This window comes from Bacillus sp. AR4-2 (assembly GCF_008274865.1).
Classification (GTDB): domain Bacteria; phylum Bacillota; class Bacilli; order Bacillales; family Bacillaceae_G; genus Bacillus_A; species Bacillus_A cereus.
Window position 1 is genome coordinate 1584321 of record NZ_CP031062.1, and the last position, 26609, is coordinate 1610929.

A 26609-nucleotide genomic window follows, 5' to 3' on the forward strand; every position below is an offset into this window, starting at 1 on the left:
GTTGTGAAAATTGGAAAGTTGATTATATAATAAGTTTAACACAATTTAACTTTTAAGGGGAGAGAGTCAAAAATGGAAGATATAAGTATAGGACAACATGATTCAAGAATGAAGATTGCAACGAGAAATATCATTTTAATGATGATTGGAAAAATGACGTCTTTATTAGGCGCAGGTATTTATACGTTCGCAATGGGGTTATATGTATTAAAGACTACTGGTTCAGGGATGGGGTTTGCAACTACGCTCGTTTGCGGATCACTTCCAAGGATGATCTGTGGCCCAATTGCTGGTGCTGTAGCAGACCGTGTGAATCGAAAATGGCTTGTCATTGGTACTGATTTATTAAGTAGTTTAACGATGCTTAGTATGTTTATTCTTGCTACTATATTTGGACCATCACTTCTTTTTATTTATATTTCAGCAGCATTATTATCAATTTGTGCAAGTTTTTATTCTGTTGCATTAACTTCGTCTATTCCGAGTTTAGTAGATGAAGGACGTATTCAAAAAGCGAGTGCTTTAAATCAAACGGCGGCTTCTTTATCAAATATTTTAGGACCGATTATTGGCGGAGTTGTATATGGTTTCTTTTCAATTAAATCGTTTTTCCTATTAAATAGTATTACGTTCTTTTTAGCGGTTATTTTGCAATTATTTATCGTATTTGATTTATATAAAAAAGAAGTGGCTGAGAGTACAGAGCATTTCTTGACGAGTATAAAAGAAGGTTTTTTATATGTAAAAAGACAACATGAAATATATGGTTTAATGAAAATAGCATTGTGGGTAAACTTTTTTGCGTGTGGTCTAACAGTTGCACTTCCTTACATTATCGTCCATACATTGCATTTATCTTCAAAGCAACTCGGTACTGTAGAAGGAATGTTAGCAGTCGGGATGCTAATGGGAGCGATTGCTTTATCAGTGCGTAAAGAAGTGAATACTCCGTTTCGTTCTATTTATACTGGACTGTTTTTGTTTGCAGGTTTAAGTTTATGTACAGTCTTTCCGTTGTTAGTTATCATTCCAAAAGTAGCAAGTTTTATTTACTATATTGCTTTTATGATGTTAACTGGTATAGCAATTATGATTGTAAACATTCCAATGCAAGTACATATGCAAAAAACGACAGATCCGAGCTACCTAGGGCGTGTGTTTGGCCTACTTGAAACAATTGCGACTGCAATCGCACCACTTGGTATGATTGTATATGGACTACTATTAGATATGTTGCCAACTAGCATTGTTATGATGACAATAGGCGGAGGTTTATTGTTAGTTGTATTAGTTGGAGTAAAGCAACATATGGTGAAAAAACAAGTAGATGTGTCCGCTTAAAAATAAGAAAATAATGAAAATTCGACTTATCATTATAAAAATGACCGAATTAGTATTTTAGTTTTTGAAACTCTTTTTCATGTATGTTAAAGTAAAGTGAGCTTGCAAAGAAAAGGAGACAACAGCATGAAAAAATTTAGTTTTGTTATGCTTTTTCTATTAGTCGTAATGGCTGGATGTAGCAATTATGACACATATATTGAAACAGGTATGCAATCATTGAAAGATGAAAAGTATAGTGATGCAACAATGTGGTTCGAAAAAGCAGAAAAAGAGAAATCAGGAAACGAAGCGAAATCATATAAAGAAGTTGCTGAGAAAATGGATCACGGAGCAACAGCATTAAAAGACGGTAAGTATTTAGAAGCGAAAGACATTGCAAATGAAGTGTTACAAAAGAAAAAAGATGATGAACTTGAAAAAGCTGTAACATCAAATGCAGAGAATATGCTTCAAAAAGCAAAAGATGTGGAAGAGAAAGTAAATGAAAGAGTGGCAAAGCGTAGAAAGGTAGAAGAAGAAGGGATCGATAAAATTATTAAAGCTGTCGATAGTATAGATGAAGTGAAAGAAAAAGAGAAGAAAGTATCAGAAGCATTAGATAAGGCTGAAGAGGCGCAAGCAAAAATTGAGGCAAAGAAAAATAAATAGATTTATAGTTTAAAAGGCTGTCGTGCATAACGACAGCCTTTTAATTTTTTGTTGCAAATGAAGTGATGCTCTGTAGTAAAAAAGAAATGATTTTCGAATTCCATCTGTCCTCATGATGAATCGTATAAATATTACGCTGAAATTCAAATTCAGGGATTGGTATATAGCATAGCTCATTTCGTTGTATTTCTTGCTCGATAGCAAGTTTAGAAATAAAGGCAATTCCATTACCATATTTTAAAATTTGTTTCATCGTTTCTAATGAGTCTAATTCAATTTCAGATTGGAATGTAATGTTGTGCGCCAACGTCCATTGTGTAAGTAAATCTCTCGTTGTAGATGGATTACGATGCAATAGTATGCGTTCCTTTTCGATATTTTGTAACGATACATTGTCTTTCTTTGAAAAATGATGTTCTTTGGAAAAGGCAAGAACAAGTGTATCGGGCATTATATTCGTTTGTTTTAAAAGAGGTTCATCAAATGGAGCAGCGGAAATTATCCCAAGATCGATTTCGTGATTTTGTAGCATCATTCGAATTTCAGGGGCTGTTTTCACTAGTAGCGTTATTTTTATATTGGGAAATTCGCATTGAAATTGATGAACGACTTCTGGCAAAAGATAAGTCGCTGGTACATAACTAGCGCCGATTGTTATAGCACCTTTATGAAAATCTTTAAACTCTTGCGTGACACGTCTAGCTTCTTTCATAAGCGCATCTATTTTACAAGCATAATGGTGCAAAGCCTCACCAGCCTCTGTTAAGAAATACCTTCCAGAACGTAATTCGAATAAAGATACACCGAGTTCTTCTTCTAAGCTTTTTATATGAAATGTAATAGTTGGTTGTTTAACGCCAAGTTTTTCTGCAACGATTGTAAGCTTTTTGTATTTCTTAATAAGTACTACAATTTCTAATTTTAAGAGATTCATTATGAATTGCCGCCTTTTTTATTTTAACTATAGAAAAAATCTATAGAAATAAATAGTTTATTAGAAGTTTTTTAATTTAATCTTTACAGTACATTAACATTCAGTATAAATCTTCCATATAGAATGAAAGCAGGTTAAGAATGAGGGGAGACAGGTGAAACGGTGGATATTAAAATTAGTGGATTAGAAAAGACATTTGGAAAAACACAGGCGTTAAAGCCGTTGCAGATTGTAATGAAACAAGGGGAATTCACTACACTTTTAGGACCTTCGGGATGTGGGAAAACGACTTTACTTAGAATGATAGCAGGACTTGAAGAACCGGATAAGGGAGAAATATATTTTGGAGACCAGTGCATGTATTCTGCTACAAAAAAGATAAAGACATCTCCTCATGAACGGAATATCGGTATGGTATTTCAAGATTTTGCTTTATGGCCGCACATGACTGTTTTTGAAAATGTTGCATTTGGTTTAAGAGCTACAAAGCAAACGAATCATTTAAGAGAAAAAGTAGAAGATGCGATAAAGCGAGTTCGCCTGCAAGGTATGGAGAAACGGTATCCACACGAACTTTCTGGTGGACAGCAACAACGTGTCGCATTCGCTAGAGCAATTGTAACAAAACCTCATTTTATTTTGTTTGATGAACCGCTAAGTGCACTCGATGCAATTTTGCGAGAAGAAATGAGAATAGAGCTTATGGATATCGTTCATTCCATTGGTTTAACTGCACTGTATGTCACTCACGATCAAACAGAAGCAATGTCAATGTCAGACCAAATTATTGTCATGAAACAAGGAGAAGTATTACAAAAAGGAACACCGGAAGATATTTATGTGAAACCGTCTCATGAATTTGTTGCCAAATTTGTTGGTAAGGCGAATTGGCTTGTAGAGGGTGAAAAAATGATTCGTCCAGAGCATGTGAGTTGGACAAAAAATGATGTGTGCGAAATGTATACAGGTGAAATTCAGCACGTTACATATGTAGGAGAACGGTATGAAATAAAAGTAAACATGGGGGCACTCGGAATATGGACAGCTTATCACAATAGTAAATTAAGCATCGGTAAACCAGTATCGTTATATGTGCCAAAAAAATGTATTCATCATATAGGGGGAGAATCGTATGAAGAAATTCAGTTCGCTTAAGTCTTTATTTGTATGTACTTTATTATTTTCGGCTGTAGTAACAGGGTGTAGTTCAAAGACAGGCAATGCAGATGCAAAAAGTAAAAATACGACTGAAAAGAAAATTGTTGTATATAGTGCAGGGCCAAAAGGGTTAGCAGAAAAAATTCAAAAAGACTTTGAAAAGAAAACTGGTATAAAGGTGGAAATGTTTCAAGGGACAACTGGTAAAATTTTAGCGAGAATGGAAGCTGAAAAGAAAAATCCAGTCGTTGATGTAGTCGTACTTGCATCATTACCAGCGATGGAAGGATTAAAGAAAGAGGGTCAAACGTTAGCTTATAAAGAAGCGAAACAAGCTGATAAGCTGCGTTCTGAATGGTCAGATGATAAAGGACATTATTTCGGGTATAGTGCTTCAGCATTAGGGATTGTGTACAATACAAAAAATGTGAAGACAGCGCCTGAAGATTGGAGCGATATAACGAAAGGAGAATGGAAAGGGAAAGTGAATCTTCCAGATCCAGCACTTTCAGGTTCAGCTTTAGATTTTGTAACAGGATACGTGAAAAAGAATGGACAAGATGGATGGAATTTATTTGAGCAGCTTAAGAAAAATGAAGTTACAGTAGCAGGAGCAAACCAGGAAGCGTTAGACCCAGTTGTAACAGGTGCGAAAGATATGGTCATTGCGGGTGTTGATTATATGACGTATAGCGCAAAAGCAAAGGGTGAACCTGTTGATATCGTATATCCAAAGAGCGGAACAGTTATTAGTCCGCGTGCAGCGGGGATTATGAAGGATAGTAAAAATGTTGAAGGTGCAAAAGAGTTTATTGATTATTTATTATCCGATGATGTACAAAAACAAGTTTCTAAAGCGTATTTATTGCCTGGTAGAACAGATATAAAAGCTGAAAATAGACCAAATGTAGAAGAGATTCCAGTATTAAATATTGATTGGAAAACAGTTGAGAAAGAGCAAGATAAAATAGGAAAACAATTTAAGAAAGTATTTCAATAAGATGGTGATTCCATGGTAAATCGATTCGTATCAGTAAGACAAGTTGGAATGACGGTAGCGTTATTACTTGTGGCGATGTTAATCGTCATTCCACTTTTTCTTATTTTATTTTCTAGTGTATATGAAAATAGCAGTTGGAATTTTTTAAAGCCTTTTGAAGTGATGCAGAGTGATGGATTAGCGGGGATTTTTCTAAATTCGATGCTTCTAGGTGTACTCGTTGTAATAGGAGCTACAATATTTGCATTTCCATTGGCGTTTATTATGAGCAAAACAGATGTAGGAAAGTATAGTAAGTTAGATATTGTTTTTATGATTCCATTTATGACACCGCCGTATATTGGATCGATGGGTTGGATTTTGTTCATGCAACCTAACGGATATTTTGAACAATTTTTCCCGATGCTAAAGACAGTTTCATCATCGTTTTTTAGTTTAGGAGGTATGGTATTAATTATGAGTCTGCATTTATTCCCATTCCTTTATTTCATGCTGAAAAACACGTTACTTCAGATTGGGAGTAGTAAAGAAGAAGCTGCAGCAGTTCATGGGGGAAGTTTTTTCTATCGTTTAAGAAAAATAATATTGCCGTTATTAGTATCAAGTTATGTAATGGGGGCTTTACTCATTTTCGTAAAGACGATTGCTGAATTTGGAACACCGGCTACATTTGGACGTAGAATAGGATTCCACGTGTTAACATCAGAAATTCATAAATTTATTTCGAGTTGGCCTATTGATTTTAGTAGTGCAACAGCATTATCTTCTTTATTACTTAGTGCTTGTATGCTCATTTGGTATATGCAAAATGTATTGAATCGAAAGTATTCATATGCAATGGTTAGTGGAAAAGGTGTGAAATCTAAAAGATATACTTTGTCTATATTTACGCGCGTTGTAGCATGGATGTATGTAATTGGTTTATTAATCGTATCAATTGGAATTCCATACTTTTCTATACTTATTGCTTCTTTGTCAAAATTAAGAAGCGGCGTTTTACATGTAAATAACTTTACAACAAGCCATTATGAGGCATTGTTTACAATGGGATCTCCAGGATTAGAGGCTTTATGGAATAGTTTTCTTTTTTCACTCGTAACAGCGATTATTGCGGTAATGATTGGAGTCTTTTTGGCACTTATGATTCGAAAGGGGAAAAAAACCTCTGAAAAATGGCTTGATATGTGCGGTATGTTACCGAATATGGTACCAGGAATTGTGATGGTTGTAGGTCTTATTCTATTTTGGAATTCACCATATATGCCTATGTCAATTTATAATACACCAATCATGGTTATCATAACGTATGTTGTTCTGTTTTTACCTTACACGGTGCAATATGTAAAATCATCACTCGGACAAATTGATGATTCTCTCATGCAGGCAGGAAGTGTTTTTTCTGGAAATTATATTTATATTTTTAGAAAAATAATATTGCCTCTTATTATCCCAGGTATTCTTGCTGGATGGGCGATGACATTTACAATTTCGATAAGAGAGTTAGTAGCATCGCTTCTCGTATTACCTCCATCAGTAGAAACGTCAGCAACGTTTATTTTTGCCCAATTTGAACAGGGTGAAGTATCTATAGGCATGGCGATGGCTGTTGTTTCTGTTGGACTTACAACAATGTGCTTATTATTGCTGCAACATATGGAGCAAAAGCGAAAAGGGGTAGCATGATGAGGGTAGAAGTATGGGGAGGAGCAGGAGAGTACGGTCGCTCCTGCTATTTTGTAAAAAATAAAGAGACGAAAATAGTATTTGATTGTGGTATTAATCGATCTTATGAGGATGGTTATCCAAAAATAGAGAGAGAAGCTGCTCCATTTTTAGATGCGATATTTTTATCACATATTCATGAAGATCATACGATGGGTTTACCTTTATTAGCGAAGTATGGATATAAGAAAAAAATTTGGACGACTCGTTATACGAAGGAGCAACTGCCGTTATATTATGAAAAATGGAGAAACTATAATGTGATGCAAGGGTGGAATTTACCTTATAGCGACCAACACATAAAAGATTTAAATTATGTATGTATTGATGAGATTAGCAATCCAAATGAATGGGTACAAATTACTCCTACATTGCGGTTTCAATGGGGATATAGTGGGCATGTATTAGGAGCTGTTTGGTTTTTAGTTGATATGTGTAATACATACGTATTTTATTCAGGCGACTATTCAGCAGAGTCTAATATACTACGAGCTAATTTACCTGAGAAATTGGGCCACAATATAAAAGTTGCAATTGTAGATGCCGCTTATCACACAGAGGATGTTTCGCAAAATGAAAGATTAGACGATCTATGTGCAGAAATTGAACGAGTTATGCAAAATAAAGGAATAGCATTATTACCGCTGCCACAACTTGGTAGGGCACAAGATATAGTATTGTATTTATATGAACGATATAAAGAATTTCCGCTTATAGTAGATAAAGAAATTTTGGCTGGGTTTGAAGAGATGTTCGTATATAAAGATTGGATAAAAAATAATGAAGAACTTAAATGGGTTATGGAGAGTTTAAAAAGAAACATAATAGTGATGGATAATGATATTAATATGCAAAATAGTTACGGAATAGTTGTAATGAGTGATGCGAATATGCAAACGAAACGAGCGCAGTTATATTATGAACAACTTCGGAATGAAAAACGGAATGCCGTTATTTTTACTGGGCATATTGCGAAAGGGAGTTTTGCAGAAAAAGTTATGAAAGAGCATGTAAGGAATACATGTAGGGTGAATCGAGTTGTGTATAAAGTTCACCAAAGTATAAGAGACGTTAAAGAGATGTTAAATACATTATTACCAGAACATACGGTGCTAGTGCACGCTTTGAAAGAGGATACGGATCGATTACAACAAAAGCTAAGTACAGCAGGATATGAAAATGTATATTCACTTGCAATGGAACGTGTAGAAGTCATTTGAAATGTAAAGGGGATAGGTATATGAAAAAAGTATTTGTATTCGTAAGTATTTTCTTTTGTTGTTTCCTTTATAACGTTAAGGAAGGATTTGCCGCTAGTCCAATGACACCTAGTTTTGAAGTGAAGTTATTATTAAAGCCAGAACAAGTACTAGGTCCTAACAAAGAGATGAAGCAAGATGTACTAGAGCATTTCCAGGCTGGTACAAATTATGAAAGAATACAAGTACAGTTTTTAGATACGGCAAATAAAAATTTAAGTAATGAGGGCTGGTTTGCTAGAATACGAAAGAAAGAATTTAGTAAAGATTTTGAGCTAACATATAAAAAAAGATACCCTATTCAAAACGGTGTAATTCAAGATGCACTAGAATTGGCTAAAAAAGATGGATTTGATAGTAAAACTGATAATTATGAGGCAGAAATAGACTGGGGATTTGAGAAGAAAACGTTAAGTATTTCAAATAAGAAAAGTTACAGTGCGAAAGGATATGGAGTACTTGATTTACCAAACGAAAAAGCTGCTCAAAACATGTTAATAGAAAAATTACCAGGGAAAATGAACAAATGGTTGTATACAAATTGGGGAGAAGAGATGTTAAAGAATTCCCGTATTTATGGTCCTGTATTAATGAAGCGATATACAGGAGATTTTGAAAACATAAAAGCAAATATTGAAATTTGGCCATTAAGTAATACTGGGAAATTAGAAGATGACTTCGTAATAGAAGTGTCATTTAAAACAAATGAAGAAAGTATTGCGACAAAACAAAGGGAATTATTAATAGCGAGTTTAGAGAAAAAAGGCTGGTTGTTACCGAAAGATAGTTTAAAGACAGAGCTTATTTTTCAGTAAATAGTAAAAAGGAATCCATATGCCATGGATTCCTTTTTTAAATATATGAGTATTAAGCTAAATCAGCTGACACGAACATATCACTATTTTGAAGGTTTTTAGAGCGTAAACTATAAGCAACGATCTTCTTTTTATATTGCTTTACAACATCAACATGCTCTTCATGACTATAAATATAAAATGTAAAATCTTTTTTGCCACGTTTTGCATTAATAATTAAAGGAGTACCCTCATTATGTGGTGGTGCATAATAGCGATCTAAAAATAAACCTTCGTTAAAATCATGAATAATTTTTGATTTCTGTTCGCCTTCTACGTTATTTCCGTGAATTGTAATAGTCACATTCTCTTCTTCAAGTTGTGGATGTGTTTCGTACTTGCTAATAATGGATTCAATAACAGTGTTAGGAAGGCTAGAAACGATAATTTTAAATGCTCCAAATACAACTAACATTACAATAAACCAAGTCGTCATAGTATATCATCCCCTTTATTCTATTTAATAATATAACTCATATGGTAATAGTACATATGGTGAAGTTTTGTATAATTTGTGAAAAATATGCCATTTTCACGAACGAAATGTTAGAAAAATCAATTTTGTTACAAAAAGTTGAAATCGAAGTATTTTAAAAGAAAAAGGTTTATAATAAAAATATAACTAATAACCACATTACTAATTATAAGGAAGTGTAACTATGAGTACTGTAGCAATCGTATATGGTATTATTCTTTCCACAATTATTGTTTTGTTTTTTGTTGGGGTTTCACGTTATATTCATAAATGGAAAGAAGGCGTTGCGAAATTAAATCACATTGAAGAAGAACTTAGTGATTTAATGTTACATCATGGTAAGTAAACATTTATTTTTTAACTAAACAATGTGAAGGATATCACAAAACATGCTTTCCTAATGAAGGCATGTTTTTTTGTTGTTTAAGAAAAAAAGTATTTTTGTATAAATAATCTAATTATTACTTAAAAAGGGAAATTTATTTAGTATAATATATAATATGTTTATTTTAGGGGGAGTATCATGAGGGGATTAAAAGTTGTTGGAATTATAGCTGGAATTACTATAGTAGGCTGTATAGCTTTCTTTTCAGTGAAGGAATATGTCAATTCCAAAGAAGACTCTAATTATGTGCTAAATTATATAAAAGAACATAAGGATGATAAAACAACTTCTTTAATTGTTAAAAGAAATGGTGAAACATTGACATCAATAAATGAAAAAGAAAAACTACCGCTAGCAAGTATGTCGAAAATCGTTATAGCAATTGAATATGCTAAGCAAGTAGCTGAAGGGAAAATAAGAAAAGACGAGCAAATTTCATTGAAAGAATTAGAAAAATACTATGTGAAAAATACTGATGGTGGTGCACACCCTGCATGGCTAGATGATGTAAAAGTTAAAGAGTTAGTGAAGGGTGGTCAAACTTCTTTAGAAGAAGTAGTGAAAGGAATGATCCATTATAGTTCGAATGCGAATGCATCATATTTATTAGACAAGCTTGGAGCAGCGCGGATAAATGAAAGTTTGAAAGAGTTAGGCTTAAATAGTCACGATGAATTTTATCCAACGTATACAGGGGCATTATATATGAGGGGCTATGTTGAAAAAGAACTGCATATTCCTCAAAATAAAGCATTGGACAAGCTACGTAATATGTCTAATGATGAATATGTTAAGCATGTATGGCAAATACATGAATGGATGAAAGACGAGAAAGAATGGACAAAACGCGAGATATCTTTAAAAGCCGATATGGACTTTCAGCGTATTTGGTCAGATCGGTTTATAGGTGCAAATGCGAAGGATTACATGAGTTTACTGGAAAAGATAAATAGCAGAAATTATTTTACACCACAAATGCAAGGTGAGATTGAGAATATATTTAAAGGAACCGTAGGAGAGGGTATGTTCGAATTTGCTGGACAGAAAGGTGGTTCTACGGCATTTGTATTAACAAATAGTTTCTATGGTACTGATAAAAAAGGGAATAAGATTGAGATTGTCTTTATGATGAACAATTTGAGTGAAAAAGCATTTGAAAAACTTCTAAGTAATATGGATTACTTTATTCGAGATATTGTCATAAGTGAGGAATTCAGAAATAAATTATAATGAAATAATTTTATTATGTAAACAAAAGAGCGCTTATGCAAAGTGCTCTTTTGTAATACAGGATTTTCCAATCTTATTATTGAATATAAATTGAAAATAAGAAAGGAGGTTGAAAAATGACAACAATATATTTCGTTCGCCATGCCCATTCTACATATACAAAAGAAGAACGGGAACGACCTTTATCTGAAAAAGGGCACTGTGATGCAGAGAATGTAACACATTTATTAAAAGATAAACATATTGATGTTGTTATTTCTAGTCCGTACAAAAGAGCAATCCAAACTGTACAAGGAATTGCGAATACATATAAATTATCAATACAAACAGAAGAAGATTTGCGTGAAAGATTATTGAGCACAGAGCCAGTATCAAATTTTAATGATGCTATGCAGAATGTGTGGGAAGATTGGAGTTTTGCATACGAAGGCGGAGAATCGAATGATATCGCACAAAGGCGCGCTGTAATATGTATGCAAAATATATTAAAACAATATGAAGGTAAGAATATTGTAATAGGTGCGCATGGGAATATTATGGTATTACTCATGAATTATTTTAATTCGAAATATGATTTTGAGTTTTGGAAAACACTTCATATGCCTGATGTGTATAAATTAAATTTTGATAAAAATCGTTTCATTTCTGCTGAAAGAATAGAGAAAACAGGTCATCGGTTAAATATTTTGTAAAAGTTTATCAAAAAAAGAGGAAAGAGAGAAGTTATTGTAGAAGTATGACTTTGTAACATAAAAAATATATGTTAAAGGAGGCTGTTTACATGTTTGAGAAAGAGAAAGAAGGGCTTATTGAAGTTCAAAACGTATATGAAATTGCACCAGAAGATGGAACAATCATTGGTATGGCAACGGAAGAAGAAATGGAAATTGCTGCTGAACTAGAGTTACAGTACTATGCCCATTCTCGTTTGTTAGAAGCAAATATTCAGTTAGACGGTTCCTCCTACAAAGAGTTACTTCAGGAGTTCCAGGAGTACGAAAGAAAATCAATGAGCTTTTGGCGAGCGATACATAAACGTTTAGCTGTGCCATGGGCGTGGGTACTACGTATTGATGTTGCGAATGGCCCTATATATGTAAGTAATGGAAGTTCATATTACGAAGAAATCGATGATGAAGAAGATTATGAATAGATAAGTAAGGAAGCAGCTTTAGTTGCTTCCTTTTTTTATTTATAGAGATTGAACAGCCTCAATAATAATATCAGGCCGATCAATTTCGATTCCGTGACCAGCATGTTCGGCAAGTATATATTGGCTATGTATGGAGAGTTGTAATTGTTCATGGATCAGTTCTTGCCACATTGATTCAAGTTGTGTCGCTTCCTCTTTTGGCATGCCACCCTCAGTCAACTGAGTAATAGAATAATGAGGATCTCTACCGATAACGATTAATGGTATTTCTAATGTTTTATATAGCTCCTTTATTGAGCGAGCACAATTTTTCCACTCATATAGTTCAGAAGCTGTTGCTTTATATAACAGAGGAGAGGTAGAAAATTCAATGTACTGTCTTGATTGGTTAGCGAGTATAGATTTTAGTTTATTAGAAAGCATGTCTACATCCATTTTGGAGTATGTATTATATTTTTTAAGCCACATATCATCCGAGTCAGTTTGATCAGAAATTGGTAAATGAAGTTCATCTAAACGGTGTAAGTTCATCGAAGTAGAATCAACTAAAATAAGTGCTTGCAGCTTATCTTCATGTAACATCGCAAAATGTTGTGCACATAAGCCTCCGTAGGAATGCCCGATGAGAATGATTGGCCCGTGAATATCTAGTTTTTGTAGTAATATATGAAGTTCTTTTGTAACTTTCCTTATTGTACGTGGCTGATTTCCTAGCTCACTTTTCCCGTAACCTGGGCGATGGTATGAAACAACTGTAAAGTGCTTTGAAAGCTTTTCTATAATAGGAAACCAATCATAAAATGAGCAACTCATTCCGGTTTGAATGACTACAGTTTGTTTACCACCTCCTTTTATATGTACTTCTATATTTTGCCCCATTATTTCTACAAATTTATGAATGTTAATTCCTCCTAAGCTTGAAATAATTTTTGACAAGCAAAAACGATACACCAAACACCTATACCGAGTAGGACAGATGTACTAAGTGTAAATGAATTTTTTAAACCAATATAGACAATAAATAATAGTAGTGCTGATGCGGGGAATCCATATAATACCCCTAAAGCAAATTGACTCAATTCTTGTTTATTCCCGCCTTCGAATGAAATCCAAAATAGACTAAGTAAACTCACGAGAGGAAGGGCAGCAATAAAGCCACCTATCGTACTGTAGTGTTTAGCGACTTCAGTGATAACGCCGATAATAAGTGCCGAAACGATTACTTTAACGAGGAAATGCATATTTTGCCTCCTTCGCTAATAAGGAAAATGCTTTTTCAATTAATTGTTGTTCTTCTTTTGATAACTGTGATTCTAATATTTTTATCTTTTCTTTATCTAGTAAAGTATGTTTTTCTAATACTTCAATTCCTTCAATTGTTAATGTAAGGTTTACCACTCTTTCATCTTTTTTATTTCTCTCTTTAACGATGAAACCCTTTTGAATAAGGCGTTTTATATGTTCAGATGCTGTGTTATGAGAAAGACTAAGCTCAGTAGCGACTTTTCCAATTGTTATATCTTTCTCACGAGAAACGATTTGTAAAATACGAATTGCTTGGTGGGAAAGGTTGTCCTCGTATTCGTATCGTAAGTGATAATAAATGCTCTCCCAATGTTGATTAATGTTGTTCATAATAATAAATCTCCTTTTTATATCGTATAGTAAGATATATTCGTCATTTTAGAAATAAAACCCTTTTATTTGGATAAAAAATGTTGAAAAAGTTTATTTTTATTGAAATATAAGGTAATCTATGTGTAAAGGTATACATTTAGCAAGAGAGAGGATGATAGCTGTGAATACATTCAAATGGATTAGTCATGAACAGATGTATGTAGATGAAATACATGTTGAAAAATGTGGTCCTCTTTCAGTCGGCGTATATGGGGGAAATCAAGAGAGTGATGCATATGAACGAGGAGATGCGGTGCTGGCTTGGTGGGATCCTGAATTACAATTTGAATTTGTTATGATTTTTGATACACATCACAAAACAAAAAATATAGATTATATAATAGAAGCGATTTCGGAAAGAAAAGAAAAACTAAAAGAGTTATTCTCATATCCAATACATTTAGCTTTCCATCATACACATATGTACTTATTAGCGTTATTTACAGATGAGTTATTTATTAAAAAGTGTGATCAAGATGATGAGGAACTCGCTTGCTTAATTTGTTTACGAAAAGGCGAATTTTTATATTGGTTATCAGTTGGTGATTGTTTCGCATATTTATTCCATTCTGAGAAAACGAAAAATGGAAAAGGACGATTAAATAAACGGAAAAATTACGAATATATTGGCAGGAAAAATATTTTTGCAGCAAATACACCTTGCTTTACGTCAGGTGTAAGAGGATTAGAAAAAGGAATGAATCACATTGTAATGGCAACGGACGGTATTTTAGAGTGTGATAAACGAAGGTTTGATGATGATCAATCTTTAGTAGAAATATTACATGACGGGAATAGCTTGCAGATTGAGCCAGTATTAACAAATGTACTGCAGTGGAAAGGTAGAGATTGTGCCACGATTATTGGGTGGTCTATTGATACTGATAATAAACAATGTGCTAATTAATATAAAAGGAGTTCAAGGCTTTTATCCTTGAACTCCTTTTTGTTAAGCAATATGAATATGATATGTTTTTAACCATTCATTTACTTGTAGCATATACTCCATGGCACTTCTTGCCTCAAAATTGTTAATCTCTTTATTACTTTGATCAGCAATTGAAAGTAAGATGGAATGGTTAATAAGTGAGAAAATAGGATTGTTTTTATTGCTACACATATCAAGTGTTAAATTACGGATTGTTTGTAAGTAGTGTGGATCTTGTGAAGTTGGATAAGCGCTTTTTCTTCTATTACGTACATCGTCAGGTAAAGCTGGTTGTAGTGCTCTACGTAAAATGCCTTTTTCAATATTATCAATACTTTTTATGTTGAAAGGAACATTCCATAAATATTCAACTAATCTATAATCGCAAAACGGTACACGAACTTCAAATCCAACAGCCATACTCATACGATCTTTACGGTCAAGTAAGAAAGGAAGGAATCTTGTTAAAAATAAATAAAACATTTGGCGTTGTTTCGCGGATTTTTTACTTTCCCCTTCAAGAGTAGGTACTTCAAGTATCGCTTCTTGGAATCGTGTATCAATATAGTTTTCTAGATTACATTGGTTACTTACTTCATTTAGTAGAAGAGGAGATGTATTTTTCCAATTTGTTAGCCAAGGAAACTTATCTACATATAGTAATTCTTCTTGATGAAACCAAGGGTATCCACCGAATACTTCATCAGCCGATTCACCGGATAAAGCTACGGTCGCATCTTTTTTCATTTCGCAAAATAGTAAATATAGTGAAGTTTCCATTTCACCAGCACTCGGTAAATCTTTCGCATGAAGGGGAATGAATAAGTGATTTGCTAATTCTTCAGCATTCACAATAATATCATGATGCGCTGTCCCTACATGTTCAGAAACGCGTTTTACCCAAGGAGCGTCTAAACCAGTGCGAGCAAATGTCAGCTCGAAATCTTTTGCACTATTTACAAAGTCAACGGAATACGTATGAAGTGTTTTATTTTCCGCAGCAAATTCTTTACCCGCAAGTGCAGTAATACCGCTAGAGTCTAATCCGCCTGATAACATACAAACGAGAGGAACATCGGCAATTAATTGTCTTTTTACTGTATCTTGTAAAATAGATAAAATATGCGAAGATGTATCTTCTATAGAGTCTGTATGGAACTTACTTTCTAAATTCCAATACTTCGTAACTACTTTTTTATGACGTGTAAACGTTATACAATGTCCAGCACGCACTTCTTGAATATGTTTAAAGACGCCACATCCAGGAGTTCGAAATAAGCCTAATCCAAATATTTCATTTATGCCATCCGCATCAATTTCAGCAGGAACAGATGGATGCGCTAATAACGCTTTTATTTCAGATCCGAAAATAATGCTGTCATTTCTTTCTGTGTAAAAGAGTGGTTTTACACCTAAATGATCACGCGCTAAAAATAATTGTTGCTTCTGATCATCCCATAAGGCGAAAGCGAAAATTCCGTTTAAATGTTGTACGCAGTCTTCTTTCCATTCTAGATAAGCATGTAGTAACACTTCTGTATCTGAATGGGTTTCAAATGCATGCCCACATTTTTGAAGCTGCTCTTTAAGTTCACGGAAATTATAAATTTCTCCATTATAAGTAAGAGCATACGTATAATCACCAGCACGGAATGTCTTCGGCTGTGTACCGCCTTCTGGATCAATTACAATTAAACGCCGGTGTGCAAAGGCCGCATGAGGTGAAAACCAAAATCCTTCAGCATCTGGACCACGATGCTGAATACTATTTGCCATCTTTTTTAAAATAACATGTTGATTTGAAAGGTCTTCCTTCCAATCTACCCAACCTGTAATTCCACACATACACATCTCATCTCCTAAATTAAAATAGTAGATTAACGAAATAAAATGTACATCAAGTTAAAAAATGACTATATAAATAGTGTACTACATGAATTAAATTACAGACTTGAGAAAATTTTCTTTGAACGCATAGTTATGTGAGACAATGGCTAAGGGAAAGTATTCCATTACATACAAAAAATAAAAAAGATGAGAGAAAAAATTTTTTCAGACGTTATATAGGATGTAAAAGCTTTTACAAAACAATAAGGGGAATCGCTACATGAAATCAAATGAGAAAAATTTTATAAAAAGATTACAGCGGCAAAAAGAAGACGCGTTAGAATTTGTTGTCGATACATACTTACCACTCATAAAGGGGATCACGCATAAAGTTCTACTCCCAATTCAAAATGATGGACTCATAGAGGAATGTATAAACGATATATTTCTTTCCATTTGGAATAACGCAAATAAATTTCATGGAGAGCCGAGTGATTTTAAAAAGTGGATTGCAGCGATTGCGAAGTTTAAAGCAATTGATTATTACCGGAAATCGACTAAAACAGTAGAAATCATTTCAGATGAGTTTCATATCAGTACAGAAAAATCAGCAGAAGACGAATTAATCGTTATGGAAGATAGGGAAGAATTATTGAAGCTCATTAATCAATTAGAACCGCTAGATCAAAAGGTGTTCATTATGAAATATTTACTTGGTATGAAGACAGAGGAAATAGGTGGCAAGTTAGGATTAACTCGGGCAGCAATTGATAATCGAGTGTACCGGGGGAAAAAGAAACTACAACAAAATGCTACGAATATTAGTTTTGGAGGTAGTGCAATATGAAAGACATTTATGAACTATTAAATGATATTGATATAGATGAAAAAGAACTAGAAGAAATTGAGGCTTCTGAAATTGAAAAGGAAAAAGTAAAACGAAATGTAAAACAATCGATACGTACGAAGAAAAAGATGAAAAGTTGGAAAAAAGGTGTCGCTGCTGCATCTATTTTAGTAGGATTATCAGTTGCAACTCTTGGTATCGGTTTTCCTACATATGCTGGAGGGTTGCCAATTGTAGGTGACATATTCCGATTTTTAGATAATGGTAGAACGGGGTTATATGAAAATTATAAAGAGTTTTCGACTGAATTGAATATGACGAGAGAGAGTAATGGGGTTAAGGTTACCATTAATGATGTAATTTCTGATGGCAGAACATTATCTATAACGTATTCACTGGAAAGTGAGCAGGACTTAGGGGAGGATCCTATCATATTAGGTGGATTGGATATAATGGACGCTCATGGTAGTTCAGGCAGTGGTAAAATGACTAAAGTTACTGAAAAAAAGTATGTAGGTATGGTAACAACGACGCATCATGATAGCAATAAAAAGGACAAAGTAAACTTTAGATGGAATATAGAGAGAATAGAGATACCAGATAGGAAAAAATCAATACAAGGTAATTGGAATTTCGCGTTAACTGTAAAATCAGTGGATAGTAAAGAGAGAACAATTGGTGGGAGTTCGGAAAAAGAAGGTATAAAAGCAAATATGGAAAAGGTCGCAATATCGCCAGTTTCATTTATTCTTTATTACAATCAAGAGGTTTCTAAGGGCGCGAGGAAAGAATGGGATAGTGTAGATGTTGAATTGACGGTTAAGGATGATTTAGGGAATATTTATTCGGGTGAAGGAAATGGGGGAAGTGGCAACGATCCTTACAATATCCATTGGAGTGCCACCTTCCAAAAATTAAACGAAAATGCAACAAAGCTTATCGTTACACCTCGCGTGCACTTGCGAGTACATACACCTGAAAATCATGGTGGAGTAGAGTATGTGAATGGGAAAGAGAAGAAAATAGAAGTGCCGAAAAAAGAAGCGAAGAGTAAAGATATTGTATTAGATGATATTGTCATTGATTTAAAGAAATAAAAGAGAGACTGCCTAAAATCATTTAGGCAGTCTTTTTTCGTTAAGAACTAGTAACGAGCAATGCATGCGGATGCTGCGTTTTATATTCATCTTTCCACGGAATGTTTAGTTGTTCCCACGATTCGCCGCTATCATTGGATTGAAAGACGCCATTGTTATTTAACGTGTAAAACGTATGTGGTTCTACCTTGTTTGTAGCAAACATCGAAATGACTGTACCGATTGCAGATGGTAGTCCTTGTTGTACTTGCTGGAACGGAGTATCTTTCGTTTTTCGATAAATATAAGATTCATAAGGGATACGATGATGAGCGAGATCAGCACTTGGCGCGGCAGAAACGAGAATCGTATCACAATCAGCTGGATCAATTGCCATGCTGTATAAATAATGATGTTCAAGTCCTTCACTACATGAGATCCAGCTGTTTCCATTGTTATAACTTTCAAGATATGCACGATCAGGTCCGCCCATAAATCCGTCACCACATGATGCATAAAGGCGATTTGGTGCTTCAGGGTGCATAAGCAATTGATGTGCATCGATAGGGGCACCGAATTTTTTATCAATCCATGTATGCCCTTTATCGTTACTTTGAATAACAGCACCAGCTTCGATTGAAACGTGTATTGTATTAGGGTTGTTTGGGTCAACTGTAATCCAGCGTACGTGATGGGTAAAAGGTCTAGGCGGGAAAGCCCACGTATAAGAAGATAATAATGATTTCATATTTTTAAGTTCAGTCCACGTTTCACCACCATTTTCAGAGCGAAATAAAGCGCTCGGTTCTGTGCCGACATAAACGACACCATATCCGTTAACTTGTTCATTTGAGCTTATTGTTATGGAAGTGATAGAGGAGTGCAAAATACCATCTTCTTTAAGGAAATCAAAGTAACGATAAGAATCTCCAATGGGTCTCCATGAATCCCCGCTATCGTCGCTTAACCATAGACCTCGTCCAAATGTTCCGCAATATACACGGTTTGGGCGGAACGGATCAACAGCGATACAGGTAGGTTGCATATTTTGTAAGTGGTAAGTCGTTTCATAGTTATCATATTGTTCTTTCACTACAACAAGTTCACGTTCCATACAGAGAAATAAACGTTTCATTTTAGTAACCTCCTTAAAAATGCTTTCATTAGTAAACAATATGAAAATAAAAAAGAAGTAGTCTGGTTTTTATTTGAGAAAAAGGGATTATCTAAAAAGTAGCGAAGTGTGTATACAGAGGAAGCGGGCGTTTACAATCAGTCGATTCGGGATAAAGATGGGGAGTTTGTTTCATACTAACATACAGATATTGTACTTAAAGGAGTATAAGTATGGGACATTCGCATGATCATGGTCATTCAAAAAATAAAAAGGCATTACTAATTGCCTTCCTACTAACAACAAGTTTTATGATTGCAGAAGTTGTTGGTGGATTTGTAACAAATAGCTTAGCACTACTATCTGACGCGGGGCATATGCTAAGTGATGCAGTATCTTTAGCTTTAAGTTTACTTGCGTTTAAGCTCGGAGAAAAAACAGCAACAACTGCGAAAACATACGGGTATAAGCGGGTCGAAATGTTAGCAGCATTATGTAACGGTGTCGTTCTTATTGTCATTTCGGTATACATTTTTATTGAAGCAATCCGTCGTTTTAAAGAACCAGTTGAGATTGCTAGTAATGGGATGCTCATTATTGCAGTCCTTGGTCTGCTTATTAATATTTTATCAGCTTGGATATTAATGAGAGGCGGAGATGTGAAAGGTAATTTGAATTTAAGAAGTGCTTTCCTGCACGTACTAGGCGATCTATTGGGTTCCGTCGGAGCGATCATTGCTGCGTTACTTATTAAATTTTTCGGATGGACTGCTGCAGATGCGATTGCTAGTATTCTTGTGTCTATTTTAGTCATTATTAGTGGATGGCGTGTAACACGTGATACGATTCATATATTAATGGAAGGTGCACCACAGCACATAAATGTTGAAGAGGTAAAAAGTACGTTATTAAATATTCCGATTGTCAAAGAAGTTCATGAGTTGCACATATGGTCTGTCACATCAGATTTTCAAGTATTAACATGTCATCTTATTATTAAAGGGAATGAAACGCAAAGTGTATTAAAAAAGGCTACGTATGTATTAAAGGAGAAATTTCATGTAGAACATGTCACCATTCAAGTAGAAATAGATGGTGAATTTCATCACGATGAGACAACTTGCAAAGTATGAAAGAAAAAGGATAAGAAAAAGTGTCATAACATTTTTCGCACGGCATACATATATATAATGTGGCCACAAATACTTTGCAAGGTAAATATTTCATGAAATTACTTTACTTATAAAGAGTCATCTTTTATAATCAAAAGTGGTAATTGATAAAGATTATCATTTTCAATGATCGTAGAAAGGAGTTTTTTAAAAGATGAGTAGTCAACTCCGTTTTGCTGTTGAAAATCGTAAGAGGCATTTAATTGATGAGTTAATTGGAGCAGGTGTGTTTAAGATTCGCGACCGACAATTATACGAGCTGTCTTTAGAGGAATTGGAAAAAGAGTACGAATATATGGAAGATTATGCAAATGTTCAGGCATAGCTATATAGATTAGTCAAAGGAGAGCTGGTTACGATTTTGTGTAACCAGCTCTCCTTTTATTTCGTAGAAATTATTTTTTGTATTTCTTTCATGGGACGGAGCCAGTTTTGGGTCATTATTTGTTCCATTTGTTTTTCGTCCTGCTTCTGTAATGCTTGAATGATAGAGTGATGTTCTTCAATAGATTGACTTGCTGGAACAAAGTTTTGGAAAAACAAATATTCAAGACGTAAAACGTGAAGTTGCATATTTTCTAAAAAGGGTTCAATATATTGGTTTTTAGCAATAGAAGAAATTGTATTGTGGAATTGTATATCTAATTCTAAAGCTTGTTTTGCGTTTTTTTTCTCTATAGAGTGCTGAAAATGATCATTTATTTCAGAAAGTAGTTGAATATCAGCGTCTGTAATGTTTTGAAGAGCTTGCTTTCCTATAATAGAGTGAAGACCAGCCATCGTTTCATAAATGATAGATACGTCGTCTAACTTAATAGGAGCAATTTTTGTTTTTTGCCCTGGTACCATTTCCACTAATCCAGAAAGCTCTAATATTTGAAGTGCTTCTCTTACAGGTGTTCTGCTTACTCCTAGTGCCTCAGCCAATTCTCCATCATTAATTTTTTCATTGGGCCTCAGTACACCTTCAATAATCCAATTTTGTAGTTGATTTAAAACGAGTGATTTTGCTGAAATTCTTCCTGGTTTTTTATAATTTTGAGGGACAGGCATAGTGAATTCAATCCTTTCAATGTATATTTTCCTTTTTTGCATGAACAAGCTTTAATTTTTGTTTCCCTTCATCCGGCTTTTGGCTTAAGATGAGCACCATTACAATGACACAAAAAGCGCCTAATAACTGAAAAGATTGAAATGGCACGTGCAATATAAGTACAGAAGAAATAATAGCTGCGAGTGGTTCTGTGCAACCAAATAATGTTGTTTCTTTCGGAGTCAGGTATCGTATGCTGTCTAAGTATAAATAAAAGGCAATAAGTGTCCCGAAAATGACGACAAATGTGATGAGCGGTAGGGTACTTAGTTTTACATATTTCATAGTTGATAATAAAATGAATTCGTTTGTAGAAATAAAGTGTACAATCGTTACACCAATACCCCCAATAATCATGCCCCATCCAACGATAACGGAGGAAGACCATTTTTCTAACAATTCCTTTGAATATAAACTATAAAAAGCGAGAGATAATCCAGATAAAATCCCCAAAATAATAGCTGGTGTAGAAACAGCCAAGTTATGAACAGACCCGTTTGTTAGTAAGAGAAAAGTGCCTACTAATGAAAGGGTAATTGAAATGAAATCAATTTTTGATGGACGAACGTTCCATTTGAAAAGTAAGTATACAGTGATGAATATAGGAGCTAAATATTGTAATAATGTTGCCACGGCAGCATTTCCTTCTTTAATTGAAGCGAAATACGTATACTGTACAGCAAGCATACCGAATAGACCAAACAAAATCATTTTAATAGCATCAGATTTTTGTTTCCAAATGCCAAATATCTCTTTTTTTCTCGTTCCGAATGAGGAAATAATGAGCAAAATAATTCCAGATATAAGTAAACGGATCGTAACTAACCATTCGGTTGAAACATTGTCATATTGAAAAAGTTGTTGTGCAGCTGTACCAGACAAGCCCCATAAACAAGCACCGATTATGACCATTATAATTCCTTTTAATCGATTTGAATCCATATGATCTAAAATTCTCCTTTCTAAAAATACAAATTGAATACAATATGCAATATATCACAGAATGACTCGTTAATAAACTGAAATTTCTAATTTTATTTTTTTTATGTATAGTAAAATATTGTAGAGGAGGGGGAGGATATGTTAGCTGGATTTTTAGTTTGTTTATTTGTTGGGTTACTTATCATTTTTTTAGGGTATCAAATACATGTGAAAAAGAGGGTGTTTTTGTTAGCAGGATATCAAGAAGAAACGTTTGTTGGAGATAAAAATAAATTAGCGAAGCTTTCAGGAGCATTTTCTTATATAGTTGGAGTTGCTACTATAATATTACCGCTTGGCTTAGAAAAAATAGGTAATGTAGTTGGTATCGTATATGCTATATTAATTGTTTTAGGTACAATTGTATTCATAATTAAAGCAAACTTATTAAATAAGAGTACTATAAAGTAAAAAAGGCTTCATTCTACTGAAGCCTTTTATTAATTGTTATGAAGTATAAGTAAAAGCTGGAATAGGATCAACAAATATATCCCAATCTTGTTTCATTTCTTTCTCTGTTAATAGACAACTATCTAATGATTGTTCAATTAAAGAACGGTTCATATCAATTCCGATAAATACGAGTTCGGTTATTCGATCTCCATATTGCTTATCCCAGTTTTTCAATACTTCTGGTTCTTCTGTAATCATTTGATTTCTTTCAGTTTCAGATAATGCCGCTATCCACTCACCGGCTCCTTGAATTGTAATAGAGGAACCTGCTTGAGATAGAAGCCCTATCATATTATTACGAGATGCCAGCCAGAAGAATCCTTTCGCTCTTACAACATCTAAAGGCCATCTTTCTAGCCAATTCATAAGGCGCTCGGGATGGAAAGGATATTTGCGGCGGTAAACAAAGGAATTGATACCGTATTCTTCCGTTTCCGGTGTATGATGGTCACTATTTAATTCTTGTATCCAGCCGGCCGATTGACTGGCTTCTTCATAATTAAATAGATTTGTGTTTAAAATTTCTTGTAATGGTACTTTGCTAAACGAAGATTCAAGAACTTTTGCATTAGGATTTAATTTTTTTAGTAAATGATGAAGCTCTATCACATCTTCTTTTTCTAGCAAATCTATCTTATTAAGAATAATTACGTTTGCAAATTCAATTTGATCTATTAATAAATCAATAACTTCTCGGGTATCATTCTCATCGATTGCTTGTTTTCGGTCTAATAAACTTTCTCCATCTGCAAAATCATCCCAAAATCTATTTGCATCTACAACTGTAACCATCGTATCGAGGCGACAATTTTTCGTTAAATCAATGTTAAGGACTTCGTCTGTATAAGTAAACGTTTGAGCAACTGGAATAGGCTCACTTATACCAGAAGATTCAATAATAATATAGTCAATATCACCATTTTCCACAAGACGATTCACTTCTATCATTAAATCTTCTCGTAGTGTACAACAAATACAGCCATTTTGAATCTCTACTAGTTTTTCCTCCGTACGTGAAAAACAATCCTTTTTTATAAGAGATGCATCAATGTTTACTTCGCTCATATCATTAACGATAACAGCTACTTTTAAGTTATTCTTATTAGTCAAAATGTGATGTAGTAAGGTAGTTTTTCCAGATCCTAAAAAACCACTTAATACAGTGATAGGTACTTTTTTCATGAAATGATCTCTCCTTTAAATCGTAATGATTACGTTTTATATTAAACGATAGGAAAAGAAAAATCAATAATAAATCATAATGATTACGATTTAAGAATAGAAATAGACTATAAAATTTGTGCTGTAGTATGAAGCATTTGGACAAGCACATGTTTACATGTAAATAAAATGGAGGCGAGAAGCTTGGTCTTTAATAGAGTTTCAAAAGAATTAGTAGGCATAGCTCTTATCGCTATGTTTCTCTTTTTATTATTTTTTGTAGATTTTACAAGTCTAGTAAATTTGCACACAAATATACCGCAGGAATGGCTGAATGTGAATACGGTATTTTTAAGTATCATTTTTGAAGCAATACCTTTTATTTTATTAGGGGTAATTGTTTCTTCATGTATTCAAGTGTTTGTGACGGAAGATATGATTCAAAAAGTAATGCCGAAATCTCCAATTGTTGCAATGATTCCAGCAGTATTTGTGGGAGTTCTTTTTCCAATGTGTGAATGTGTCATTATACCAATTGTAAGAAGGCTCATTCAAAAGGGGCTACCACTTCATGTAGGCATTGTTATTTTATTGAGTGCACCCATTATGAATCCAGTTGTTCTTTTATCTACTGTATATGCGTTTCCAAAAAATGATTACGTTGTATATGCACGCTTTGGGATAACAATTCTAGTTGCTCTATTCATAGGTCTAATTGTGTATTATTGCTATCGCGAAAGAAATGTTTTAAAAGACGTAGAGGTTTCAGTTCAAATAAGCAAAAAAAAGAGTTGGAAAGATGTTATGAATCACACTGTAGATGAGTTTTTTGATACTGGTAAGTATTTATTGATTGGTGCTTTTTTAGCAAGTGTATTTCAAACGTTTTTTGATCGGAATGTACTGGATGCAGTAGCACATAACGAAGTAATTGCTCCCATTATTATGATGGGGTTTGGTTATGTTTTATCAATTTGCTCTGCAGCCGATGCTTTTATAGCTGCGTCTTTTGGACATGTTTTCTCGATAAAGGCACTTCTCGCATTTCTTGTGTTTGGGCCTATGCTTGATATGAAAAATACGTTAATGCTATTTGCGTATTTTCAAAAAAGATTTGTATTCTTTTTGATGGGAATTGTCATTGTATCTGTGTATACCATCCTGCAAATCATAATGTTATAGGAGGTGAGAAAGAATGGAGAAAGAGGAGCAGAAGGCATATCATCGCTATATTCGTGGCATTATTTTAATTGGTTTAGCAATGCTCTTATTTAAACTACTTGTAACAGGGAATATTTATAATTTTATCGCTCCAAAAATGATCAAATTTACGTATATAGCTTTTGTAGTAATTTTAATTTTTGGTACTGTGCAAGTTTTGGGAGATGGAAGAGAAAAACAGCATGATTATAATTGTTGTAAACATCATACAACATCAAAATCAGGGATAAAAAGTTTCTTTGTATATGTTTTATTTGTTGTTCCGATAGTTAGTGCTTTTCTCTTTGGAAGTGTAACAATTGATGGAAGTTTAGCAGGAAAAAGGGGTATGAATCAAAGTGTACAGGCGAGAAGTCTGGAAAGAAACGAAAAAGAGGGGAAACAGGTTAAGTTTGATGAGCGAGAAGTATTAGTTGATTCAGAAGAAACATCAAATTTAGCAACGACTTATAAAACGGAAGAGCAAGTAGTAAAAAGTATGTTAGGACAGCGTAAACTACAAGTAAAGGATAAGGATTATGTTCAAACAATGAATGTAATTGGTCAAAATGTTAATTGGTTTAAAGGGAAAGAAATTACATTCTTAGGGTTTATATATAAGGATAAAGATGTGACGGGGAATAAAGCAGTAGTGGCTCGATATGGCATAACTTGTTGTATTGCGGATGCATCAGTCTGGGGGATGATTGTTACCGGGAAAAATATTGAAAAAATTCCAGAAGAAACATGGGTAAAAATAACAGGATTATTAGATGAAACGACATATAGAGGAACAGTCTTTCCACTTGTAAAAGTAAACAAAATCGAGAAAATTAATAAGCCAACTGACCCATATGTATATGATGCTTTACCTCAATAGAAAAGAATAAATTCTTCATATTTTCATGAAATAGAATC

The 26609-nt window shown here is 34.0% G+C and carries 30 protein-coding genes; 20 read left to right on the forward strand and 10 right to left on the reverse strand.

Annotated elements, in window-relative coordinates; genetic code table 11:
* Positions 1-72: 72 nt before the first annotated feature.
* Both DN399_RS08320 and DN399_RS08325 read left to right on the forward strand, forming a co-directional pair.
* Positions 73-1341 (forward strand): MFS transporter, encoded by a 1269-nt coding sequence (locus tag DN399_RS08320; RefSeq protein WP_000389504.1) that lies wholly within the window; start codon positions 73-75, stop codon positions 1339-1341.
* A 126-nt stretch (positions 1342-1467) separates the two neighbouring features.
* The gene (locus DN399_RS08325; protein WP_149149468.1) at positions 1468-1992 is read left to right on the forward strand and encodes a COG3014 family protein; all 525 of its coding nucleotides are present in this window, start codon (positions 1468-1470) and stop codon (positions 1990-1992) included.
* Positions 1993-2032: 40 nt separating this feature from the next.
* Here the strand turns inward: DN399_RS08325 and DN399_RS08330 are convergent, their stop codons facing one another.
* Positions 2033-2926, reverse strand: a complete 894-nt coding sequence (locus tag DN399_RS08330) for a LysR family transcriptional regulator (protein ID WP_001050611.1) — start codon at positions 2924-2926, stop codon at positions 2033-2035.
* 162 nt (positions 2927-3088) lie between these two features.
* On the opposite strand from DN399_RS08330, the gene DN399_RS08335 reads away from it, so the two are divergent.
* The 5 genes from DN399_RS08335 to DN399_RS08355 are packed head-to-tail and all read left to right on the forward strand — an operon-like array spanning position 3089 to position 8880.
* Positions 3089-4081 carry an ABC transporter ATP-binding protein gene (locus DN399_RS08335; RefSeq protein WP_149149469.1) on the forward strand — a complete coding sequence of 331 codons (993 nt, stop codon included), beginning with the start codon at positions 3089-3091 and terminating at the stop codon, positions 4079-4081.
* The gene (locus DN399_RS08340) at positions 4059-5084 is read left to right on the forward strand and encodes an ABC transporter substrate-binding protein (protein WP_149149470.1); all 1026 of its coding nucleotides are present in this window, start codon (positions 4059-4061) and stop codon (positions 5082-5084) included. The genes DN399_RS08335 and DN399_RS08340 overlap by 23 nt, the downstream gene beginning before the upstream one ends.
* Positions 5085-5096: 12 nt before the next feature.
* The gene (locus tag DN399_RS08345) at positions 5097-6767 is read left to right on the forward strand and encodes an ABC transporter permease (RefSeq protein ID WP_149149471.1); all 1671 of its coding nucleotides are present in this window, start codon (positions 5097-5099) and stop codon (positions 6765-6767) included.
* Entirely contained in the window at positions 6764-8026 is a 1263-nt protein-coding gene (locus tag DN399_RS08350) for an MBL fold metallo-hydrolase (protein WP_149149472.1), read from the forward strand. The genes DN399_RS08345 and DN399_RS08350 overlap by 4 nt, the downstream gene beginning before the upstream one ends.
* A 20-nt stretch (positions 8027-8046) precedes the next feature.
* A complete protein-coding gene (locus tag DN399_RS08355) occupies positions 8047-8880 on the forward strand; it encodes a hypothetical protein (protein WP_149149473.1) in 834 nt (277 codons plus the stop codon).
* A gap of 52 nt (positions 8881-8932) precedes the next feature.
* On the opposite strand, the gene DN399_RS08360 is transcribed toward DN399_RS08355, so the two are convergent.
* Positions 8933-9355: a YfmQ family protein gene (locus DN399_RS08360; RefSeq protein ID WP_149149474.1), complete on the reverse strand. Its 423-nt coding sequence runs from the start codon at positions 9353-9355 to the stop codon at positions 8933-8935.
* A 41-nt stretch (positions 9356-9396) separates the two neighbouring features.
* Here DN399_RS08360 and DN399_RS08365 point away from each other — a divergent pair, with 41 nt between their 5' ends.
* The 5 genes from DN399_RS08365 to DN399_RS08385 all read left to right on the forward strand — a co-directional run bounded on the left by DN399_RS08365 (position 9397) and on the right by DN399_RS08385 (position 12162).
* A complete protein-coding gene (locus DN399_RS08365; RefSeq protein WP_001987133.1) occupies positions 9397-9513 on the forward strand; it encodes a hypothetical protein in 117 nt (38 codons plus the stop codon).
* A 65-nt stretch (positions 9514-9578) separates the two neighbouring features.
* Entirely contained in the window at positions 9579-9740 is a 162-nt protein-coding gene (locus tag DN399_RS08370; protein ID WP_000108701.1) for a hypothetical protein, read from the forward strand.
* A gap of 177 nt (positions 9741-9917) precedes the next feature.
* Positions 9918-11009 carry a serine hydrolase gene (locus DN399_RS08375; RefSeq protein WP_062922227.1) on the forward strand — a complete coding sequence of 364 codons (1092 nt, stop codon included), beginning with the start codon at positions 9918-9920 and terminating at the stop codon, positions 11007-11009.
* A 116-nt stretch (positions 11010-11125) separates the two neighbouring features.
* Positions 11126-11701: a histidine phosphatase family protein gene (locus tag DN399_RS08380; protein WP_149149475.1), complete on the forward strand. Its 576-nt coding sequence runs from the start codon at positions 11126-11128 to the stop codon at positions 11699-11701.
* A gap of 89 nt (positions 11702-11790) precedes the next feature.
* Positions 11791-12162, forward strand: coding sequence for a hypothetical protein (locus DN399_RS08385; protein WP_000461779.1), 372 nt, complete (start codon positions 11791-11793; stop codon positions 12160-12162).
* Positions 12163-12201: 39 nt separating this feature from the next.
* Here the strand turns inward: DN399_RS08385 and DN399_RS08390 are convergent, their stop codons facing one another.
* Genes DN399_RS08390 through DN399_RS08400 form a run of 3 tightly spaced genes read right to left on the reverse strand, consistent with a single transcriptional unit; the run spans position 12202 to position 13797 of the window.
* Positions 12202-13113, reverse strand: a complete 912-nt coding sequence (locus DN399_RS08390) for an alpha/beta fold hydrolase (RefSeq protein ID WP_149149476.1) — start codon at positions 13111-13113, stop codon at positions 12202-12204.
* Positions 13074-13403, reverse strand: a complete 330-nt coding sequence (locus DN399_RS08395; RefSeq protein ID WP_000545640.1) for a DUF3147 family protein — start codon at positions 13401-13403, stop codon at positions 13074-13076. Before DN399_RS08395 ends, DN399_RS08390 begins: the two co-directional genes overlap by 40 nt.
* Positions 13387-13797: a MarR family winged helix-turn-helix transcriptional regulator gene (locus DN399_RS08400; protein ID WP_001059785.1), complete on the reverse strand. Its 411-nt coding sequence runs from the start codon at positions 13795-13797 to the stop codon at positions 13387-13389. The genes DN399_RS08395 and DN399_RS08400 overlap by 17 nt, the downstream gene beginning before the upstream one ends.
* 121 nt (positions 13798-13918) lie before the next feature.
* On the opposite strand from DN399_RS08400, the gene DN399_RS08405 reads away from it, so the two are divergent.
* On the forward strand, positions 13919-14746 hold the full coding sequence (locus tag DN399_RS08405) for a PP2C family serine/threonine-protein phosphatase (RefSeq protein ID WP_002040904.1): 828 nt from the start codon (positions 13919-13921) through the stop codon (positions 14744-14746).
* Positions 14747-14788: 42 nt separating this feature from the next.
* On the opposite strand, the gene asnB is transcribed toward DN399_RS08405, so the two are convergent.
* The gene (asnB, locus tag DN399_RS08410; RefSeq protein WP_149149477.1) at positions 14789-16612 is read right to left on the reverse strand and encodes an asparagine synthase (glutamine-hydrolyzing); all 1824 of its coding nucleotides are present in this window, start codon (positions 16610-16612) and stop codon (positions 14789-14791) included.
* Positions 16613-16874: 262 nt separating this feature from the next.
* Here asnB and DN399_RS08415 point away from each other — a divergent pair, with 262 nt between their 5' ends.
* Both DN399_RS08415 and DN399_RS08420 read left to right on the forward strand, forming a co-directional pair.
* Positions 16875-17441, forward strand: coding sequence for a sigma-70 family RNA polymerase sigma factor (locus DN399_RS08415; RefSeq protein WP_046392557.1), 567 nt, complete (start codon positions 16875-16877; stop codon positions 17439-17441).
* Complete coding sequence (locus DN399_RS08420; RefSeq protein ID WP_149149478.1) at positions 17438-18538, forward strand: DUF4179 domain-containing protein; 1101 nt, start codon at positions 17438-17440, stop codon at positions 18536-18538. The genes DN399_RS08415 and DN399_RS08420 overlap by 4 nt, the downstream gene beginning before the upstream one ends.
* Before the next feature lie 40 nt (positions 18539-18578).
* Here the strand turns inward: DN399_RS08420 and DN399_RS08425 are convergent, their stop codons facing one another.
* Complete coding sequence (locus DN399_RS08425; RefSeq protein ID WP_149149479.1) at positions 18579-19652, reverse strand: WD40/YVTN/BNR-like repeat-containing protein; 1074 nt, start codon at positions 19650-19652, stop codon at positions 18579-18581.
* Positions 19653-19864: 212 nt separating this feature from the next.
* Between DN399_RS08425 and DN399_RS08430 the strand changes: the two genes are divergently transcribed.
* Together DN399_RS08430 and fbpA are read left to right on the forward strand one after the other, a co-directional pair.
* On the forward strand, positions 19865-20764 hold the full coding sequence (locus DN399_RS08430; RefSeq protein WP_149149480.1) for a cation diffusion facilitator family transporter: 900 nt from the start codon (positions 19865-19867) through the stop codon (positions 20762-20764).
* Between the two features lie 193 nt (positions 20765-20957).
* On the forward strand, positions 20958-21128 hold the full coding sequence (gene fbpA / locus DN399_RS08435; protein WP_149149481.1) for a Fur-regulated basic protein FbpA: 171 nt from the start codon (positions 20958-20960) through the stop codon (positions 21126-21128).
* 56 nt (positions 21129-21184) lie between these two features.
* Here fbpA and DN399_RS08440 read toward each other — a convergent pair whose 3' ends face one another.
* Complete coding sequence (locus tag DN399_RS08440; protein ID WP_149149482.1) at positions 21185-21856, reverse strand: GntR family transcriptional regulator; 672 nt, start codon at positions 21854-21856, stop codon at positions 21185-21187.
* 16 nt (positions 21857-21872) lie between these two features.
* A complete protein-coding gene (locus DN399_RS08445; RefSeq protein WP_149149483.1) occupies positions 21873-22838 on the reverse strand; it encodes a DMT family transporter in 966 nt (321 codons plus the stop codon).
* A 138-nt stretch (positions 22839-22976) separates the two neighbouring features.
* On the opposite strand from DN399_RS08445, the gene DN399_RS08450 reads away from it, so the two are divergent.
* Positions 22977-23288 carry a DUF3784 domain-containing protein gene (locus tag DN399_RS08450; RefSeq protein WP_098876179.1) on the forward strand — a complete coding sequence of 104 codons (312 nt, stop codon included), beginning with the start codon at positions 22977-22979 and terminating at the stop codon, positions 23286-23288.
* Positions 23289-23324: 36 nt separating this feature from the next.
* Here DN399_RS08450 and DN399_RS08455 read toward each other — a convergent pair whose 3' ends face one another.
* Entirely contained in the window at positions 23325-24512 is a 1188-nt protein-coding gene (locus tag DN399_RS08455; protein WP_149149484.1) for a GTP-binding protein, read from the reverse strand.
* A 168-nt stretch (positions 24513-24680) separates the two neighbouring features.
* Between DN399_RS08455 and DN399_RS08465 the strand changes: the two genes are divergently transcribed.
* Positions 24681-25673, forward strand: coding sequence for a permease (locus DN399_RS08465; protein WP_179953529.1), 993 nt, complete (start codon positions 24681-24683; stop codon positions 25671-25673).
* Positions 25674-25686: 13 nt separating this feature from the next.
* A complete protein-coding gene (locus tag DN399_RS08470) occupies positions 25687-26571 on the forward strand; it encodes a TIGR03943 family putative permease subunit (RefSeq protein WP_149149486.1) in 885 nt (294 codons plus the stop codon).
* Positions 26572-26609 lie beyond the last annotated feature (38 nt).